Source organism: Micromonospora citrea, from assembly GCF_049629545.1.
Taxonomy (GTDB): domain Bacteria; phylum Actinomycetota; class Actinomycetes; order Mycobacteriales; family Micromonosporaceae; genus Micromonospora; species Micromonospora citrea_A.
Genome location: NZ_JBNADX010000008.1, coordinates 91462 through 108313, shown reverse-complemented (window position 1 = coordinate 108313; position 16852 = coordinate 91462). Strand labels below are relative to the sequence as shown.

General features: G+C 74.3%; 15 protein-coding genes. 7 read left to right on the top strand and 8 right to left on the bottom strand.

Annotation, left to right across the window (positions count from 1 at the left end; all coding sequences use genetic code 11):
- Nucleotides 1–95: 95 nt before the first annotated feature.
- Nucleotides 96–2693 (bottom strand): glycoside hydrolase family 9 protein, encoded by a 2598-nt coding sequence (locus ACPFP2_RS11635; RefSeq protein WP_424088977.1) that lies wholly within the window; start codon nt 2691–2693, stop codon nt 96–98.
- A 249-nt stretch (nt 2694–2942) separates the two neighbouring features.
- Between ACPFP2_RS11635 and ACPFP2_RS11630 the strand changes: the two genes are divergently transcribed.
- Entirely contained in the window at nt 2943–3668 is a 726-nt protein-coding gene (locus ACPFP2_RS11630) for a PP2C family protein-serine/threonine phosphatase (RefSeq protein WP_424088828.1), read from the top strand.
- Nucleotides 3669–3675: 7 nt separating this feature from the next.
- Here the strand turns inward: ACPFP2_RS11630 and ACPFP2_RS11625 are convergent, their stop codons facing one another.
- Genes ACPFP2_RS11625 through ACPFP2_RS11615 form a run of 3 tightly spaced genes read right to left on the bottom strand, consistent with a single transcriptional unit; the run spans nt 3676 to nt 7563 of the window.
- The gene (locus ACPFP2_RS11625; RefSeq protein WP_424088975.1) at nt 3676–6453 is read right to left on the bottom strand and encodes an ATP-dependent RNA helicase; all 2778 of its coding nucleotides are present in this window, start codon (nt 6451–6453) and stop codon (nt 3676–3678) included.
- Nucleotides 6454–6478: 25 nt separating this feature from the next.
- Nucleotides 6479–6679, bottom strand: coding sequence for a DUF397 domain-containing protein (locus ACPFP2_RS11620; protein ID WP_424088826.1), 201 nt, complete (start codon nt 6677–6679; stop codon nt 6479–6481).
- Between the two features lie 41 nt (nt 6680–6720).
- Entirely contained in the window at nt 6721–7563 is an 843-nt protein-coding gene (locus ACPFP2_RS11615; RefSeq protein ID WP_424088824.1) for a helix-turn-helix domain-containing protein, read from the bottom strand.
- A 143-nt stretch (nt 7564–7706) separates the two neighbouring features.
- Between ACPFP2_RS11615 and ACPFP2_RS11610 the strand changes: the two genes are divergently transcribed.
- From ACPFP2_RS11610 to ACPFP2_RS11595, 4 genes are all read left to right on the top strand, one after another.
- Nucleotides 7707–8333 (top strand): GOLPH3/VPS74 family protein, encoded by a 627-nt coding sequence (locus ACPFP2_RS11610; protein WP_424088822.1) that lies wholly within the window; start codon nt 7707–7709, stop codon nt 8331–8333.
- Between the two features lie 52 nt (nt 8334–8385).
- Nucleotides 8386–9909 carry an APC family permease gene (locus tag ACPFP2_RS11605; protein ID WP_424088820.1) on the top strand — a complete coding sequence of 508 codons (1524 nt, stop codon included), beginning with the start codon at nt 8386–8388 and terminating at the stop codon, nt 9907–9909.
- Entirely contained in the window at nt 9906–10499 is a 594-nt protein-coding gene (locus ACPFP2_RS11600) for a GNAT family N-acetyltransferase (RefSeq protein WP_424088818.1), read from the top strand. The genes ACPFP2_RS11605 and ACPFP2_RS11600 overlap by 4 nt, the downstream gene beginning before the upstream one ends.
- A gap of 131 nt (nt 10500–10630) precedes the next feature.
- Nucleotides 10631–11362 (top strand): class I SAM-dependent methyltransferase, encoded by a 732-nt coding sequence (locus tag ACPFP2_RS11595; RefSeq protein WP_424088816.1) that lies wholly within the window; start codon nt 10631–10633, stop codon nt 11360–11362.
- Between the two features lie 97 nt (nt 11363–11459).
- Here ACPFP2_RS11595 and ACPFP2_RS11590 read toward each other — a convergent pair whose 3' ends face one another.
- Complete coding sequence (locus ACPFP2_RS11590; RefSeq protein WP_424088814.1) at nt 11460–12284, bottom strand: SigB/SigF/SigG family RNA polymerase sigma factor; 825 nt, start codon at nt 12282–12284, stop codon at nt 11460–11462.
- A gap of 379 nt (nt 12285–12663) precedes the next feature.
- On the opposite strand from ACPFP2_RS11590, the gene ACPFP2_RS11585 reads away from it, so the two are divergent.
- A complete protein-coding gene (locus ACPFP2_RS11585; protein WP_424088813.1) occupies nt 12664–13419 on the top strand; it encodes a hypothetical protein in 756 nt (251 codons plus the stop codon).
- Here ACPFP2_RS11585 and ACPFP2_RS11580 read toward each other — a convergent pair.
- The gene (locus ACPFP2_RS11580; RefSeq protein ID WP_424088973.1) at nt 13368–14957 is read right to left on the bottom strand and encodes a phospholipase D family protein; all 1590 of its coding nucleotides are present in this window, start codon (nt 14955–14957) and stop codon (nt 13368–13370) included. The genes ACPFP2_RS11585 and ACPFP2_RS11580 overlap by 52 nt on opposite strands.
- A gap of 136 nt (nt 14958–15093) precedes the next feature.
- Here ACPFP2_RS11580 and ACPFP2_RS11575 point away from each other — a divergent pair, with 136 nt between their 5' ends.
- A complete protein-coding gene (locus tag ACPFP2_RS11575; RefSeq protein ID WP_269459458.1) occupies nt 15094–15222 on the top strand; it encodes a hypothetical protein in 129 nt (42 codons plus the stop codon).
- A 57-nt stretch (nt 15223–15279) separates the two neighbouring features.
- Here ACPFP2_RS11575 and ACPFP2_RS11570 read toward each other — a convergent pair whose 3' ends face one another.
- Nucleotides 15280–16266: a pirin family protein gene (locus ACPFP2_RS11570; RefSeq protein ID WP_424088810.1), complete on the bottom strand. Its 987-nt coding sequence runs from the start codon at nt 16264–16266 to the stop codon at nt 15280–15282.
- 10 nt (nt 16267–16276) lie between these two features.
- Nucleotides 16277–16756 (bottom strand): MarR family winged helix-turn-helix transcriptional regulator, encoded by a 480-nt coding sequence (locus tag ACPFP2_RS11565; RefSeq protein ID WP_363866119.1) that lies wholly within the window; start codon nt 16754–16756, stop codon nt 16277–16279.
- Between the last annotated feature and the right edge of the window lie 96 nt (nt 16757–16852).

The window sequence follows — 16852 nt, the reverse complement described above, 5'->3', positions numbered from 1 at the left end:
GCAAACGGCGGACCGTCGCCCCGAGCGGACAGGGGGCGACGGCCGACGTACCTCGGGCCCCGGGTGGCAGCCCGGGGCCCGAGGGGGGAGGAACGTCAGGACAGGGCGCAGGAGGCGCCGTTGACGGTGATCAGGTTCGGCGCCGGATTGGCGAGCGTGCCGGGCTTGGCGAGCAGCCCGAAGGTCACGCTGCCACCCGGCGCGATCTTCGCGTTCCAGGACAGGTTCTTCGCGGTGACCGTGGCCCCGCTCTGGCTCACCTGGGCCGACCAGCCCTGGGTGACCTTCTGGTCGCCGGTGTAGGCGTACCGCAGGGTCCAGCCGTTGACCGGCGTCGTGCCGGTGTTGCGGATGGTGACCTGGGTGTTGGAGCCGTCCGGCCAGACACCGTGGACCTGGTACGCGACGGCGCAGGTCTGCGCCGGCACGGCCTTGGCGTCACCCTGGTCGGCCAGGAACGAGGCGAGCCAGGCCAGCGCCGAGTTCCAGTTGATCGCCACCTCGTTGGTCGCGTACGAGTTGATGTCGTCGACGTAGCAGAACATCGGCTTGCAGCCCTTGAGCAGTTGGGCGGCGTACGGGTCCTGCAGGTCGGCGTTCGGGCCGCCGGCCAGCGAGCCGGCCGGCGGGTTCGGCATCGACGGGTCGAGCTGGTGGCCGAAGATCCGGCTGTGCTGGTTGCGGGCGTGCTGCTCACCCCAGCCCGTCACGTACGACATGTTCAGCGCGTTGCGGCCGAACAGGTAGTCCGCCGCCTGCACCGCCCCGTCGCGGTACGTCGCGTCCCGGGTCAGGTCGAACGCGGTGGCCAGCACGATCGCGTTGTTGACGACGTTGCTGTTGCTGCCCCACACGTAGCCGTTCGCGGGGAACGGCATCCCGTACGCCTGGGCCCGCAGCGCCGCCAGGTACTTGTCGGCGGCCTCGATCACCGAGGCACGGATGCGGGTCTTCTCGGCGGCCGGCAGTCCGTTGGGCACGGTGGCGAGCTCCAGCCGGCCCAGCGCGCCGACGGCCTGCCAGCCGAACGCCCCACCGGGGGCGAAGACGTCGCCGGTGTGGTGCTTCGACGCGGTCACGTCGTCCCGGTACGCCTTGCTGCCGTAGGTCAGGTACAGCTCGGCGGCCGCCCAGTAGAACTCGTCGGTGACGTCGGTGTCGTCGTACGGGCCGCCGCCGACGCCGCCGCTCGGGGCGTACACGTCGGGGTGGGCCTTCGCCGCCGCGTAGGCGGTCTTCGCGGCGGTGCCGCAGCGGGCCGCGAAGGCGGCGTCGTACGGAGCGAACAGGCGGGCGCACTGGGCGGCGACGGCGGCCAGGTTGAGGGTGGCCGCGGTCGACGGCGGGTGCAGCTCGCGCGGCTGCGGGTCGTCCTCGGGCGCGAGGGGCAGCCCGGTCCACGCCTTGTCGTGGATCTTGTGGTGGGCCATCCCGGCGAGCGGCTCGCCGGCCGGCACCTGCATGCGCAGCAGGAACTCGATCTCCCAGCGGGCCTCGTCGAGCACGTCGGGGACGCTGTTGCCCCGCTCGGGCAGCCGCAGGGTGGAGTCGCCCAGTTCCGCGCCGCCGCCGGCGGTCTCCGCGGTCTTCGTCCGCTCGAACGTGCTCAGCAGCTGGTACGCGGCGATACCGCCGTTGACCACGTACTTGCCGTGGTCGCCGGCGTCGTACCAGCCGCCGCGCACGTCGAGGGAGTAGTCGCAGGTGCCGGGGACGCACGGCACCTCGGTGTCACCCTGGTTGGGGGCCACGCCGAGGTGTCCGGCCGGGCGGGCGTACTCCTCGCCGATCAGGTCGCCGTCGATGGTGATGCCGCTGCGCTGGGCGTAGAAGAACTGCATCGAGTCGGCGCGCAGCCGGTCGTAGAGGTCGCCGGAGATGTCGAACGGGTGGCTGGTCTCGCCGTCGGCGACCAGCGTGTAGCCGGCGCCGGGGGTCTTCACGGCGGAGAAGTCGATGGTCTGCACGTTCTGCCCGGACGCCTCGTCCACCCCGCGGGGGGTGCTCTCGCCGTCGGCCACCACGGCGCCGGTGGCGGAGCGCAGCTCCCAGCGCAGCGGGTCGGTCGCGTCGGTCACCACGGTGGCGTTCTTCGGCCCGCCGGGCAGGTAGCCGACCTGGTTGACCCGGACCCGTGGCCCGGTGTCCGGCACGTACGGCGGAGCGGCCTCGCCGCCGCGCAGCGAGACGTTGTCCAGGCAGAGCCGCTGCTCGGCGGCGGCCCCGCCGACCTGGAAGACGAGCTGGGCGTTGGGGTTGTCGTCCGGCACGACGACGGTCTGCTCGACCCGCTTCGTCTCCGTCCCGGCGACGGCGTCCACCGCCGCGTACGTGGTGTAGGGGGCGCTGCCGAGTTGGAGGATGGCCTTGACCGACATGCCGGGGGTGGCGGAGATGTCGAAGCCGAGGACGTACTCCGCGCCGGCGTTGAGCTTGACCCCGTCGTGGCCGATGCCGGCGTCCCACGGGTTGGCCAGGCCGCCCGGCACCGTGGTGCAGAGCCGGCCGTCGGACACGTCGGGGTCGCCCGTGCCGTAGGTGAACCAGGGGGCGAGGCCCTCGCTGAAGTCGCCGTTGCTGATCTGTTCGGGCGCGTCCGGTGGCACCTCGGCGTACGCCACGCCGGCACCTGCGGCGGAGAGCGCGAGGGTGGTCGCTGCCAGCAGCGCGAGGCGCCGGCGGCGTCGGATCAGGATCACGGGGATTCCTTTCCGGGGACGGGGAGCGGTGGGGGGACGGGGACGCTTCCTGGGAGCGCTCCCAATATCAGCCAGATGTTTCCAGTGCGTCTCGCCCGTGTCAATCGAATCGACTGGATGAGTTGGGCCGCCCGGCGCCGGTGGGGCGCCGGAACGCGAACGACAGTGAGATTCACCGCGCCACGCCCCGTCCTACTGATCTCCTAGAGACAACACCGGCCTCCGCCTGGCAGGCTGCCTCCCATGACCCTGAAGCTTCGTTCCGTCGGGACGAGCGACCGTGGGCTGATCCGCAGCGGAAACCAGGACGCCCTGCACGCCGGTGCCTGGCTCGTCGCCGTCGCCGACGGCATGGGCGGGATGGCGGCCGGTGACCTGGCCAGCCGGATCGCCATGGACGCGATCGCTCCCCTGGACGTCGAGACCCCCGAGGACGCCCTGGTGGCCGCGCTGCAGGGTGGCATCGAGCTGGCCACCGAGCGGATCCGCCAGGCCGTCGCCGAGGATCCGGATCGGCAGGGCATGGGCACCACACTGACCGCCCTGCTCTTCGCCCGGACCGGCAGCTGCCTGGCCCTGGCGCACGTCGGGGACTCCCGGGCCTACCTGTTCCGGGAGGGGACGCTCAAGCAGATCACCCGGGACGACACCTTCGTGCAGATGCTCGTCGACCAGGGGCTGATCAGCCCCGACGAGGCGGCCAGCCACCCCCGGCGGGCCGTGGTCACCCAGGCGTTGCAGGGCGAGGAGGTCTCCCCGTCGTACGCGACGATGGTGCCGTGGGCCGGCGACCGCTGGCTGCTGTGCAGCGACGGGCTCTCCAACGTCGTCCGCCCGGACACCCTGGCCGAGGTGCTCGCCGAGACCCCGGACCGGGAACACTGCGCCCGCCGCCTGATCGACCTGGCGCTGCGCGCCGGCGGTCCGGACAACGTCACCGTGCTGATCGCCGACATCGTCGAGGAGTGAGCCCGGCTCAGCGCCGCCGGGGCGTGGCGTGCCGGGTCGGCGCGGCGGTCGTCGGGTCCTCCGGCCAGGGATGGCGGGGGTAGCGGCCCCGCAACTCGGCCCGTACCTGCCGGTACCCGCCGGACCAGAACGAGGCCAGGTCGGCGGTGACCGCCACCGGGCGGCCGGCGGGGGAGAGCAGGTGCAGCAGCACCGGCACCCGGCCGTCGGCGATCCTCGGCGCGTCCCGCCAGCCGAAGGTCTCCTGGAGCTTCACCGCCAGCACCGGCGCGGCCGGGTCGGCGTAGTCCACCCGGATCCGCGAGCCGCTGGGCACCTCGACGCGCTCCGGAGCCAGCTCGTCCAGCCGGGCCGCCTCCCGCCAGGGCAGCAGCCGGCGCAGCGCCGCCGTCACGTCGATCCGGGCCAGGTCGGCCCGGCGGCGGGCGGCGGCCAGCTCGGGGCCGAGCCAGTCGTCGGCGGCGGCGAGCAGCGCGGCGTCGCCGACGTCGGGCCAGTCCCCGCCGAGCGCGTGATGGCAGAACGCCAGCCGCTGCCGCAGCGCCCGCGCCGACGGCGTCCAGTTCAGCAGCGCCAGCCCCTCCCGGCGCAGCCCGTCGCGCAGCGCGGCGGCCAGCAACTCCGGCCCCGGCCGGGTCAACGGGCGGCTGACCAGCTCGATCGCGCCGAGCCGGACCACCTCCCGGGCCACCACGTCGCCGTCGGCCCAGCGGACCTCCCGCTCCTCGCGCAGCATCGGGTCGCCCGCCTCCCGCGCGGTGGGCTCGTCGACGGCCACGGCGAGCCGGATCCGCGCGGCCGGCGCGCCGGGGGAGCGGTCGGCCACCGCCACGGCCAGCCAGTCGACGCCCGCCAGCGCCGTCCCCGCCGCCAGCTCCGCCTCGGTCCCGCCCGCCATCAGGTACGACCTCCCGCCGGCCCGGCGCACCCGGGCGAGGCGCTCCGGGTACGCCAGACCGACCAGCAGCCCCGCGGCCAGATCGTCGGGCAACTCGCCTGCCCCGCCCACCGTCCCTGCCCCGGCCCTGGCGTTGTCCGCCGTCCTGGCCTGCCCGGCGGTTCCGGCAGTCTCGGTGCTGCCGGGCGTTCCGGCGTTGCCCGCCGTCCTGGCGTGCCCGGCGGTTCCGGCCGTTCCGGCGTCGCCGCGAGGGTGCCCCGCGCCGCTCGCGGCGGTGCGCTCCGGAGATCTTGGCGACCTGGGGTTCGCCACGAACGGCAACTCGCCAAGATCTGGAAGTGCTCGAGCCGCAGGCGGCGTTCCGGGCCCGGTGGTGGGGGGTGGGGTGGGCAGGGCGGCGCGCAGCCGGCGGGTCTCGGCCCGCCAGCGGACGGTGGCCTGCGGGTCGACCCCGCCGCGCAGCCGTCGCCAGGCGGCGGTCAGGTCGTCGCCCCGGCCGGTCAGTCCCTCCTCGGCCAGCAGCGCGACCAGCTCGGCGGCCCGGTCCGCGCCGACCCGGGGCGCGCCGTCGAGCAGGGCACGGGCCAGCCGGGGGTGCGCGCCGGCGGCGGCGATCGCCCGGCCGCGCGGCGTGATCCGGCCGTCGGCGTCGACCGCGCCGAGGGTGGTCAGGGTCTCCCGGGCCACGGTCAGCGCCGCCGGTGGCGGCGGGTCGGGCAGGGCCAGCCCGGCGCCGTCCGGGCTGCCCCAGGCGGCCAGTTCCAGGGCGAAGCCGGTCAGGTCGGCGGTGGCGACCTCCGGCTCCGGCTGCGCGGCCAACCGCTCGTGCGTGCCGGCCGACCAGCACCGGTAGACCGCGCCCGGGGCCTCCCGGCCGGCCCGGCCGGCGCGCTGGGTGGCCGCCGCCCGGGAGACCGGCACCGTGACCAGCGCGCCGAGCCCACGGGACAGGTCGGTACGGGCCACCCGGCTCAGCCCGGCGTCCACCACCACCCGGACCCCGGGCACGGTCAGGCTGCTCTCCGCCACCGACGTGGCCAGGACCACCCGGCGGCGCCGTCCCGGCCGCAGCGCGGCGTCCTGCTCGGCGCCGGGCAGCCGCCCGTGCAGCGGCAGCACGGCCACCCGGTCGGCCAGCCCGGCCAGCCGTCGGGCCACCGCGCCGATCTCACCCGCCCCGGGCAGGAATACCAGCAGGTCCCCGTCGCGTTCGTCCAGCGCCCGGCGGACGGTGGCCGCGACGTGGTCGAGCAGGACCGGGTCGACCCGGCCGGCGCCGGGCGGCGCGACCGGCCGGGGCGGGGGCGCCCAGATCCGAGTCACCGGGTGCAGTGCCGCCTCGGCCCGCACCACCGGTGCCGGCCGGTCCCCGCCGAGCAGCGCGGCGAACCGGTCCGCCTCCGGGGTCGCCGACATCGCCAGCAGCCACAGGTCGGGACGGAGCGTGGCGCGGGCCTCCACCGCGAAGGCCAGCGCCAGGTCGGCGTCGAGCTGCCGCTCGTGGACCTCGTCGAGCAGCACCGCCCCCACCCCCGGCAGCTCCGGGTCGTGGTGCAGGCGGCGGACCAGCAGTCCGGTGGTGACCACCTCGACCCGGGTGTCCGGGCCGACCCGCCGGTCGCCGCGCACGGCGTACCCGACCCGTCCGCCGACCCGCTCGCCGAGCAGGTGCGCCATCCGGCGGGCCGCCGCGCGGGCGGCCACCCGGCGGGGCTGTGCGATCACCACCCGCCCGTCGACCCGGTCCGCCACCGCGAGCGGGGCCAACGTGGTCTTGCCGGTGCCCGGGGGTGCCACCAGGACGGCGCAGCCGTCGGCGGCCAGGGCCGAGACCAGCGCCGGGAGCACCGGGCTGACCGGCAGTTCGAGGGAGACGTCGGAGAGCACGGTGCCCACTGTGGCACCCCGGCGGTCAGCCGGGGCGTACCACGTCGATCCCGGTGACGAAGGCGGCCCACGACGGGGCCGGGAAGAGCAGTACCGGCCCCGGTCGGTCCTTGCTGTCGCGTACGGCGACCCGACCGTCGACGGCGGCGACCTCGACGCAGTTGCCGTTGCCGATGCTGCGGGTGCTCGTGCGCCACTGCGCACCGGACAGGTCGAGCATGGCCATCCCCGTACCTCACGTTCCCCGGCGAGCGTGCCGCGATGCGGTCACGCAAAGTGACGAGAAGCCTCCTCCAGGCGAGCCACCGAGTCCGCCGGAGGCAGTGCCAGACGGCACAGCTCCTCGTGCACCAGGCTATACCCGCGCACGTGCTCGGCCCCCTCCAGAGCCAGTCCCGTCGTGAGATTGTCCAGGTAGACAACGGATGCGTCGGCGGTGTCGGCGAAGTTGAGGATGACGTACGGCGCGCTCATCGCCGGGTGCCCGCCGGCCGAGAAGGGGAGTACGTGGATAGTGACGTTGGGTGACTGGGCGACCTGGGCCATGTGCGCCATCTGCTCCGCCATCACCGCCGGTCCGCCCACCGGCCGGCGCAGCACCGCCTCGTTCAGCACCACCGACAGCTCGACCGGCGTCTCGCGGCGCAGCACCTCCTGCCGGCGCAGCCGGGCGGCCACCTTGCGCTCCAGGCCCTCCTCCCCGGCGGTGCGCCGGTAGACCTCGCGGGCGTACGCCTCGGTCTGCAACAGCCCGGGCACCGCCTCCGCCTCGTACGTCCGCAGCCGCGCGGCCTCGGCCTCCAGTCCGACGTAGAACTCGAACCACTCCGGCAGCACGTCGCTGTAGGTCTGCCACCAGCCGCGCCGCTGCGCGCCCCGGGCGATCTCGATGAGCGCCTCCGCGTCCGCGCCGGTGACCTCGTAGAGGGCGAGCGCGGCCCGCACGTCGCGGGGCTTGATGCCGATCTGGGCGTTCTCGATGCGGGACAGGTTGCTCTTGGACATGTCGAGCTGGCGGGCCGCCACGTCGAGGGTCATGCCGGCGCGCTCGCGAAGCTGGCGCAGTTCCCGGGCGATACGACGGCGGCGGACGGTGGGGCTGGCGGTCACCCTCCGAGTCTGTCACGGCAAGATCCGCAGGTCGCCCGTACACGGAGTGCAACCGTCGAATCCGGGAGTTGCAATGGCGCAGGGGTGCGGGCATCCTGTCACCCGGCGTCGATCACTTGTGGACTTACCGCGTTGGAGGCTCGTTGCTCATCGCCGACGAGTTCTTCCTCATCGCCCACAACGACAGTCGGGGCAAGGCGAAACTGCACCCCAGCGCGACCGGGCTGGGGCTCGCCGGCGCACTCCTCGGTGAGCTGGTCCTCTTCGGACACGTGACCGTGTCCAGCGGCCTGGTCACCGTCATCGACCGGCGTCCACCGGCCGACGCGCTCTCACACACCGTGCTGGACCAGTTGATCGGGGAGCCCCAGCACCAGGAGATCCGTACCTGGCTGGCCTTCCTGGCCCGGTCGTCGACGACCAGTGTGGGGGAGCGACTGGCCCGGGCCGGCGTGCTGCGTCGCCAGGAGAGCCGGCGGTTGCTGCGCACCACCGTCAGCTACGTCCCGATCGACCTCAACGCGGTCGCCTGGCCGGCCACCCGGCTGCGCGCCCTGCTCGAACGGCCGGAGCCGCCCGCCGTCCCGGACGCCGTCCTGCTCGGGCTGGTCTCCGCCGCCGGGCTCTCCCGGGAGGTGCTGTGGAGCGCCGGCCCCCGTGCCCATCACCGCCTCGGTGTGCTCGTCCCCGCGCTGCCGCCCCCGCTGCGGGAGCTGGTGGCGCACACCGAGGCAGCCGTCGGCGCGGCCGTGCTGCGCGGTATCCCCTGATCCCCGCCACCACCGCGACCCCTCTTCCCCCATCGAACCCGGAGCAGCCCCCATGCCCCCGACAAGCAGACCGGCACGACCCAGCAACGTCTCCGACGCCCTGGCCAGCGGCCGGCTCGGCGTCCCCTCGGTCATCTTCTTCGTCCTCTCCGCCGCCGCGCCGCTCACCGTGGTCGCCGGCGTGGTCACCACCGGGTACGCGGTCACCGGCGTCACCGGGATGCCGCTGGCCTTCCTGGCGGTCGCCGCCGTCCTGGCGCTCTTCTCCGTCGGCTACGTCGCGATGGCCCGGCGGGTCGAGAACGCGGGCGCCTTCTACGCGTACGTCTCCCGGGGGCTCGGCCGCCCGGCCGGGGTCGGCGCGGCCTGGGTCGCCCTCGTCGCCTACAACGCCCTCCAGGTGGGCCTGTACGGCGCGATCGGCGCGGCGGCGGCCCCGGTCTTCGGCACGCTGTTCGGCGTCGAGCCGCACTGGGCCCTGGTGGCCCTGGTGGCCTGGGCGCTGGTCGGCCTGCTCGGCCTGCTCCGCGTCGACGTCAACGGCCTGGTGCTGGCGGTGCTGCTGATCGCCGAGATCGTGGTGATCGTCGTGTTCGACCTGGGTCAGCTCACCCATCCGGCCGGCGGCTCGGTCAGCTTCGACGCGCTGTCGCCGGGCAACCTGGTGGCGCCGGGGGTGGGGGCGCTGCTGGTGCTCGCCATGACCGGCTTCGTCGGCTTCGAGTCCGCGGTGGTGTTCAGCGAGGAGAGCAAGGACCCGAAGCGGACCGTGCCGATGGCGACCTACCTCTCCGTCGTGATCATCGCGGGCCTCTACGCGCTGTCGTCCTGGACGATGACCGTCGCCACCGGCCCGGAGAACGTGTCGCAACAGGCGGGCGAGCAGAGCGTCGCGCTCATCTTCAACCTGGCCGCCGCGCACTTCGGCGACACCGTCGTCACCATCGGCCAGGCGCTCTTCATGACCTCGGTGCTGGCCGCGATGATCTCGTTCCACAACACCACGGCCCGGTACGCGTTCGCGCTCGGCCGGGAGCGGGTGCTGCCGGCCGCGTTCGGGCAGACCTCGCCGCGCACCGGCTCGCCCCGGGTCGCGTCGCTGGCGCAGAGCGTGCTCGGGCTGGTGGTGATCGTGCTGTACGCGGTGAACGGCTGGGACCCGGTGCTCCAGCTCTTCTACTGGGCCGGCGCGGGCGGCGGCTTCGGGGTACTGCTGCTGATCGCCACCACCAGCGTCGCGGTGATCGCCTTCTTCGCCCGTACCGCCGCGCCGGAGAACCTGTGGCGGCGGGCGGTCGCGCCCGGCCTGGCGTCGGTCGCGCTGGTCGCCATCATCTCGGTGGCGGTGGCCAACTTCGCCACCCTGCTCGGGGTGGCGCCGGACTCCCCGCTGCGCTGGGCCGTCCCGGCGGCCTACCCGGTCGCCGCGCTGCTCGGCGTGCTGTGGGGCCTCGTGCTGCGGCGCAGCCGCCCCGAGGTGTACGCCCGCATCGGCCTCGGCGCCCAGAGCGCGGCGGCGGCCGTGCTGCCGAGCGCCGGTCAGCCGGTGCCGGTCCGGGCGGGGGTGGGCCGGTGAGCGGCCCGGGCGTCGAGCGGCTCGGCGCGGCACAGACCCGGGCGGTCGCCGAGCGGATCGCCAACTCGTTCCTGGTGCTGGCGGCGACCCGGTGGCTGGTGCCGGACGCCGAGCGGCGCGAGGCGGTGCTCGCCGACCACTTCGAGATCATGGTGGACCACGCGATGCGCCACGGCCTGGTCTACGGCACCACGGACCGCTCCGGGGTGGCCGTCTGGCTGCCGCAGGTGGGCGAGCCGGGGCCGGAGCCGGCCGACTACGACGAGCGGCTGGTCGGCGCCTGCGGCGAGTGGACCGACCGGTTCCGCCACCTCGACGACCTCTTCGCGGCCAGCCACCCGCACGACGACCACCACCACCTGGCATTCCTCGCGGTGGCGCCGCAGCGGCAGGGGCAGGGGATCGGCACGGCGCTGCTGCGGCACCACCACGCGGTGCTCGACAGCGAGGGCGTGCCGGCGTACCTCGAGGCGAGCAGCGAGAGCAGCCGCGACCTGTACGCCCGGCACGGCTACCGGGGCAGCGAGCCGTTCCGGCTGCCGGACGGCACCCCGTTCTATCCGATGTGGCGGGACCCGGCCGGGCGCTGACCAGGCGGTGACGGCCCCGGGCGAGGTGTCCGGGGCCGTCGCGCGTGCGGTCACGCTGCGCGAACCGTCGGTCACCTGTCTGTCGGTGGGATCACATTGACGCTGGTCGGCCGATCGCGTGGGGTGTACCCATGGCGCGCATCGCGTACGACGAGCGGGCCGCGGCCGCCTTCGCCGCGACCCGGCACCTGGACGAGGGCGGCATCGCGCGGTGGCAGGCGGCGGTCGCCAGGCACCTGCGGCCCCGCCCCGGCCTGCGGCTGCTCGACCTGGGCGCCGGCACCGGATCCTGGTCGGTCGCCTTCCGCGACTGGTACGGCGCGCAGGTGGTGGCCGTCGAGCCGTCGGCGGCCATGCGGGCGCGGGCGGTGTGCCCGGGGATGGTGGCCGGTCGGGCGGAGGCCCTGCCGCTCGCGGCGGGCAGCCTGGACGGCGCGTGGGTCTCCACGGTGATCCACCACCTGCCGGACCTGCCCGCGGTGGCCGAGGGGCTGCGCCGGGTGTTGCGTCCCGGCGCGCCGGTGCTGGTCCGCTCGGTCTTCGCCGGGCGCAGCGACGGGATCAGTCTGTTCCGGTGGTTTCCGGAGGCGGCGCGGGTGCTGGACGGCTATCCGTCGGTGACCCAGGTCCGCGCGGCGTTCGCGGCGGCCGGCTTCCCGACGGCGAGTCTGGAGCGGGTGTCGCAGGTGAGCGCGGCCTCCCTGGCCGAGGCCGCGGCCGGGCTGCGCCGGGAGGCGCACACCCCGCTGCTGCTGCTCGACGACGACGCCTTCGCGCGCGGGCTGGACCGGTTGCGGCGGGCGGCGGCGCGTACCCCGGACGCCCCCGTGGTGGACCGGATGGACCTGCTGGTGCTGAGGTGACCCGGGACGGGCAGCGGCCCGGCCGGCGAACCGCCGACCGGGCCTGCGATGACGCGACGGTGACCGGGCCCGCCGACCCGGCCGCCGTCACCATCGCCTAGTACGTGCCGTCGAGCTGACCACGCAGCTTGGTCAACGCCCGGGCCAGCAGCCGCGAGACGTGCATCTGCGAGACGCCGATCTGCTCGGCGATCTGCGACTGGGTCAGGTTGCCGTAGAAGCGCAGGGTGAGGATCTTCTGCTCGCGCTCGTCGAGCGTGGCGAGCGCCGGGCCGAGGGCGACCCGCAGCTCGGCCAGCTCGAACTCGCTGTCCTCGCCGCCGAGCATGTCGCCCAGCTCGGTCGCCCGGTCGCCGTCGCCGGTCGGGGTGGACAGCGAGACCGCGTTGTACGCGCGGGCGCCCTCCAGGCCCTCCAGGACCTCTTCCTCGGTGAGCTTGAGGTGGGCGGCGATGTCGGCGACCGTCGGCGAGCGGCCGAGGGTCTGCAGCAGTGAGCTGTTGGCGTCGGAGATGGCCAGCCGCAGCTCCTGGAGACGGCGGGGGACCCGGATGTCCCAGGTGCGGTCCCGGAAGTGCCGCTTCAGCTCGCCGATGATGGTCGGGATGGCGTAGCCGGCGAAGTCGACACCGCGGGACGGGTCGAACTTGTCGATCGCCTTGATCAGGCCGACGGCGGCGGTCTGGGCCAGGTCGTCGGTGGGCTCGCCCCGCCCGCTGTAGCGGTGGGCGAGGTGGTTGGCCAGGGGCAGCCAGGCCTCGATCGCCCGGTCCCGCATGGCGGCGCGGGACGGGTGGTTGGCCGGCAACGCGGCCATCGCGTTGAGCAGGTCCGCGGCGCTGTCGGTGAGTGCGCGCGGGTCCAGCTTCTCGGTGGTGGTCGGGGTTGTCGCCGTGTGCTCGGTGGTCGCTGGCGCGGTCATGGGTGGTCCTCCCTGCACCTCGTCCGCGGACAAAAAGACGTGACGCTTCGGTTTAGCTTCAGATGGTCCGTTCGGGACTCACCTTAGCCCGATAGTCCCGCCCAGATCTAGCCGAAAGTACGATGCACTTAAGGGATGTCCGATCCTAAACGCCTTGGAACGGACAAAAGCGCGACGGTTTGTGATCACGGCTGCTGGCCGCGCCCCCCGCCGGCTGTCCGAACGGCCGCCCCACCCGCCCCTCCGGACAGGTGCGTGCGGCTGACCGACCGGTCAATCGGGCATGCGACATACGGCGCGGAGTGTCGGCTTTCCGTCGTTGTCCCGCCGACGGGACTGCCCGTAGCGTCGCGGTGTATCCCCCAGGTACGGAGGCACCGTGCTCGATCCCGCCGATCCGCAGCTCGTCGTCGACAGCCGCACGCTGCACTTCAGCTGGCTGCCGGCGGATCCGGACGGCGTCGCGGCCCTCGTGCCGCCGGGCCTGCGCCCCCGGGCGGACCGGCAGGTCTTCATGAACCAGTACGTGGTCGACGACGCCGCCCAGACCTCCGGCTTCGGCGCCTACTCACTGACCTACCTCGGGGTGTCCCTGGTCGGCATGGACGCCCCCGACGGCGTGACCCCCGGCGGCTGGTGGACCCACTACGTCACGTCCAGCCCCCGGGTGCTCGGGTACGCCGCCGCCCGAGGCGCCCCGGGCGTGCTCGGCCGCACCAGGATCGACGTCCGGGGCGACGTGCTCGTCGCCGAGACGGTGGCCGACGGGGTGCCGGTGATCCGCGCCCGGGCCCGGGTGGGTGCCACCGGCCACGAGGTGCGCCGGGGGCACCACCGCTACCTGACGATGCGTGACGGCGAACTGATCAGCGGCGTCTACCCGTTCATCGCCGAGCCGGTCACCCCGTTCGAGGTCGAGTCGGTGGAGTTCCTCGCCCCCGACCACCCGACCTACGTGCTCCGCCCGGAGAACCCGCTGCTGATCCCCTGGGGCTTCTACGCCCCCCGCACCTCGTTCGCCTACCCCGGCGGCCTGACCCGGTACCCGCTCGAGACGCCGTCGCGCGCCGACGACCCGGCGGGTCACCAGGTGCCGGCGCGCCGGTCCCGCAGCGGCCTGCCGTCCGGGTCGTAGACCAACCGGTACGCCGGCAGCGCCCAGAGTCGGGTCAGCCAGGGCAGCCGCTCCGGGCGGTGCGGACGCAGCCGGCCCGGCGGCCGGGGACCCCGGCAGCCCGAGTCGTACCACCGTTGGAGGGCGTCCGCCGCCGCCGTGACCGCCCGCACCGCCGAGGACGGGTCGAGCAGGTCGTCGTCCTGCGCGCCGTCCGGGTCGCGGTCCAGGTGCTCGCGCCACAGCCGCAGCCGCAGATCCCGGGCGAAGACCCGCGCCCCGTCACCCTGCCCGCCGGGGTCGGTGGGCGCCCGTGGGTCGCGGGTGTCGTCCAGCACCGCGCAGGACAGTTCGCTGTCGTGCGTCCAGGAGCGTCGGTTGAAGTTGTCGCTGCCCACGCTCGCCCAGACGTCGTCGACCACGCAGACCTTCGCGTGCACGTAGACCGGCTGGCCCTGCGGGTTCTCCACGTCGAAGACGTGCACCCGGTCCGGGGCGGCCCGCCCGCACAGCGAGAGCGCCTGCTCCCGGCCCACCGTGTTCGGCGGCAGCGCCAGCCGGCCGTCCACGTCCGGGTACCGGGGGACCACCGCCACCAGGTGCAGGTCGGGGTTGTCCCGCAGCGCCCCGGCGAACAGCTCGGCCACCTCGGTCGACCAGAGGTACTGGTCCTCCAGGTAGATCAGCCGGCGGGCCCGGCGTACCGCCTTGGTGTAGCCACGGGCCACCGTGCGCTCGCCGTCCGGGGCGAAGGAGTAGCGGGGGCGTACGGCGGGGTAGGTGCGCAGCACCTGGATCCGGTGCGGCCCGCAGGGCGGCGGGTCCGGCGGCTGCGCCGGCAGCGGGTCGGGGCTGAGGTCGGACCCGCGCAGCCGGTCGCGCAGGTACGCCAGCGGGTTCTCCGAGTCCAGCGGCATCGGGTCCGTCCAGCGCTCCCGGAACGTGGTGTCCAGCGCGCCGACCGCCGGCCCGCGGACCGCGAGCTGCACGTCGTGCCAGGGCGGGCGGGGGCCGTACTTCGGCGACATCTGCACGGCCTGCGGGTCGCCACCGTGGTCGGCGTCGTCGCGCCGGCTGTGGCACAGGTCGATCCCGCCGGCGAAGGCGACGTCCCGCTCCGGCGCGTCGGGATGGCGCAGCACCACCAGCTTCTGGTGGTGCGAGCCGCCCCGGCGGACCCGCTGGTCGAGCAGGACCTCGCCGCCGGCCGCGCAGATCGCCTCGCTGAGGCTGCGGTTCTCCGCCTCGCTGTAGGCGAGGGCGTCGAGGTGCGAGCGCCAGAGCAGCCCCTTGACCACCACGCCGCGCTGCGCCGCCCGGGCGAAGAGCTGCACCACCGTGGGGCCGCCCGGGCGCATCCGCTCGTCCGGGTCGCCCCGCCAGTCGGTGAAGAAGAGGTGGTCGCCGGGGCCCAGCGCCTCCACCTCGGTGACCAGCCGGTCGAAGTACGCCGCTCCGTGAATCAACGGCTCGGCGAGGTTTCCCGTCGTCCAGACGGGTAATTCCGAGACCGGGTTGGCGCGTTCCGCAGCGGTCAGGAACCAGTCCTCGATCGCCATGCTCCAGCCCCCCGAGGTCGACAACGTCCTCACGGTAGGTCCCCCGCCGAGGACCCGCACGTCGGATGACCGGTCGTGCCCCCCGGTGGTGACCTGCCGCACCCCTGACGACGACGAACACCGAGGAGGCCGCAGCATGCCCGCCGAGACCACGAACTCCGTGACCGAGTACTCGCCGCAGGCGGTGGAGAGTGAACGGGGCGCGATCCTGGCGGTGTTGCTGATGGTGATCCTGGGGGTCGCCGGAATCTTCGCCGTCTCCTGAGACGGGGCCCGCGCCCGGACCCGGGCACCCCGGCCGACCGGGGTGCCCGTCATCGGGTCAGGGCCGCTCGCCCTGGCCGCCGGTGTGCGGCAGCCGCTCGGCCGGGACCACCCCGAGCTTGCCGGCCTGGAAGTCCTCGAAGGCCTGGATCAGCTCGGCGCGGGTGTTCATCACGAACGGCCCGTAGTGCGCCACCGGCTCCCGGATGGGCTGGCCGCCCATGATGTAGAGGTCCAGCGCCGGGGTGCGCGACTCCTGCCGCTCGTCGGCGGTGACCCGCAACGCGTCGCCCGGGCCGTGCACGGCGAGCTGGCCGGTGTGCACCGGCCGCCGGTCGGTGCCGACCGTGCCCCGCCCGCCGAGCACGTAGACCAGCGCGTTGAAGTCCGCCCGCCAGGGCAGGCTCAGCTCGGCGCCGGGCTGCACCGTCACGTGCGCGATGGTGATCGGGGTGTGGGTCGAACCCGGCCCCTGGTGCCCGGCGACCTCACCGGCGATGACCCGGATCAGCGCCCCGCCGTCCGGGGTGGTGAGCAGCGCCGCCTCCCGGCCCCGGATGTCCTGGTAGCGCGGGGGCTTCATCTTCGCCACCCGGGGCAGGTTGACCCAGAGCTGGAGGCCGTGGAAGAGGCCGCCGCTCATCACCAGGTGCTCCGGCGGCGCCTCGATGTGCAGCAGGCCGCTGCCGGCCGTCATCCACTGGGTGTCGCCGTTGGTGATGGTGCCGCCGCCGCCCTGCGAGTCCTGGTGGTCCATGATCCCGTCGATCATGTACGTCACCGTCTCGAAGCCGCGGTGCGGGTGCCACGACGTGCCCTTCGGCTCGCCCGGGGCGTAGTCCACCTCGCCCATCTGGTCCAGGTGGATGAACGGGTCCAGCTCGGTCGTCGGCACGCCGGCGAAGGCGCGGCGGACCGGGAAGCCCTCGCCCTCGTACCCGCTGGGGGCGGTGACCAGGCGGCGGACCGGGCGGTAGGCGGTGGCCTCGTCGAGCCGGGGCAGGCGCGGCAGGACGAGGACGTCGTCGACGGTGATGGCGGGCATCGCGAACTCCTTAGTCGCTGTGGGTGGACGACGCGTCGCGGTCGGCGCGCAGGCGCCGGCCGAGCCGTGCGAAGACCCGGGTCAGGGTGGCCACCTCGACGTCGTCGAGGTCGTCCATCAGGTGCCGGCGCACCGAGGCGAGGTGCCCCGGCGCGGCCTCACGCAGGGCGAGCAGCCCGGCGGCGGTGAGCACCGCCTCGCTGCCCCGGCGGTCGGCCGGGCAGGACTCCCGGGCGACCAGGCCGCGTCGCTGCATGGAGGAGATCTGGTACGTCAGCCGGCTTGGCGAGAAGACCAGCCGGTCGGCCAGCTCGCCCATCCGCAGCCGTTGCCCCGGCGCCTCGGAGAGCAGGACCAGCACGTGGTAGTCGGCGAAGCTCAGCCCGCTGTCGGCGCGCAGGTCGTCCTCCAGCTGGGTGAACAGTCGCTGGCTGGCCTCGATGTACGCGCGCCAACCGGCCATTCGCGCGCTGTCCAGACTCTCGGTCACGTCCCCGAGAGTAGCACTACTTAAAATTTCAACAACCCTCGTGGCCGCTCGGTGACCGAGGCCACGTGGCACCCGATCGGCGCGATGGTTTGACTT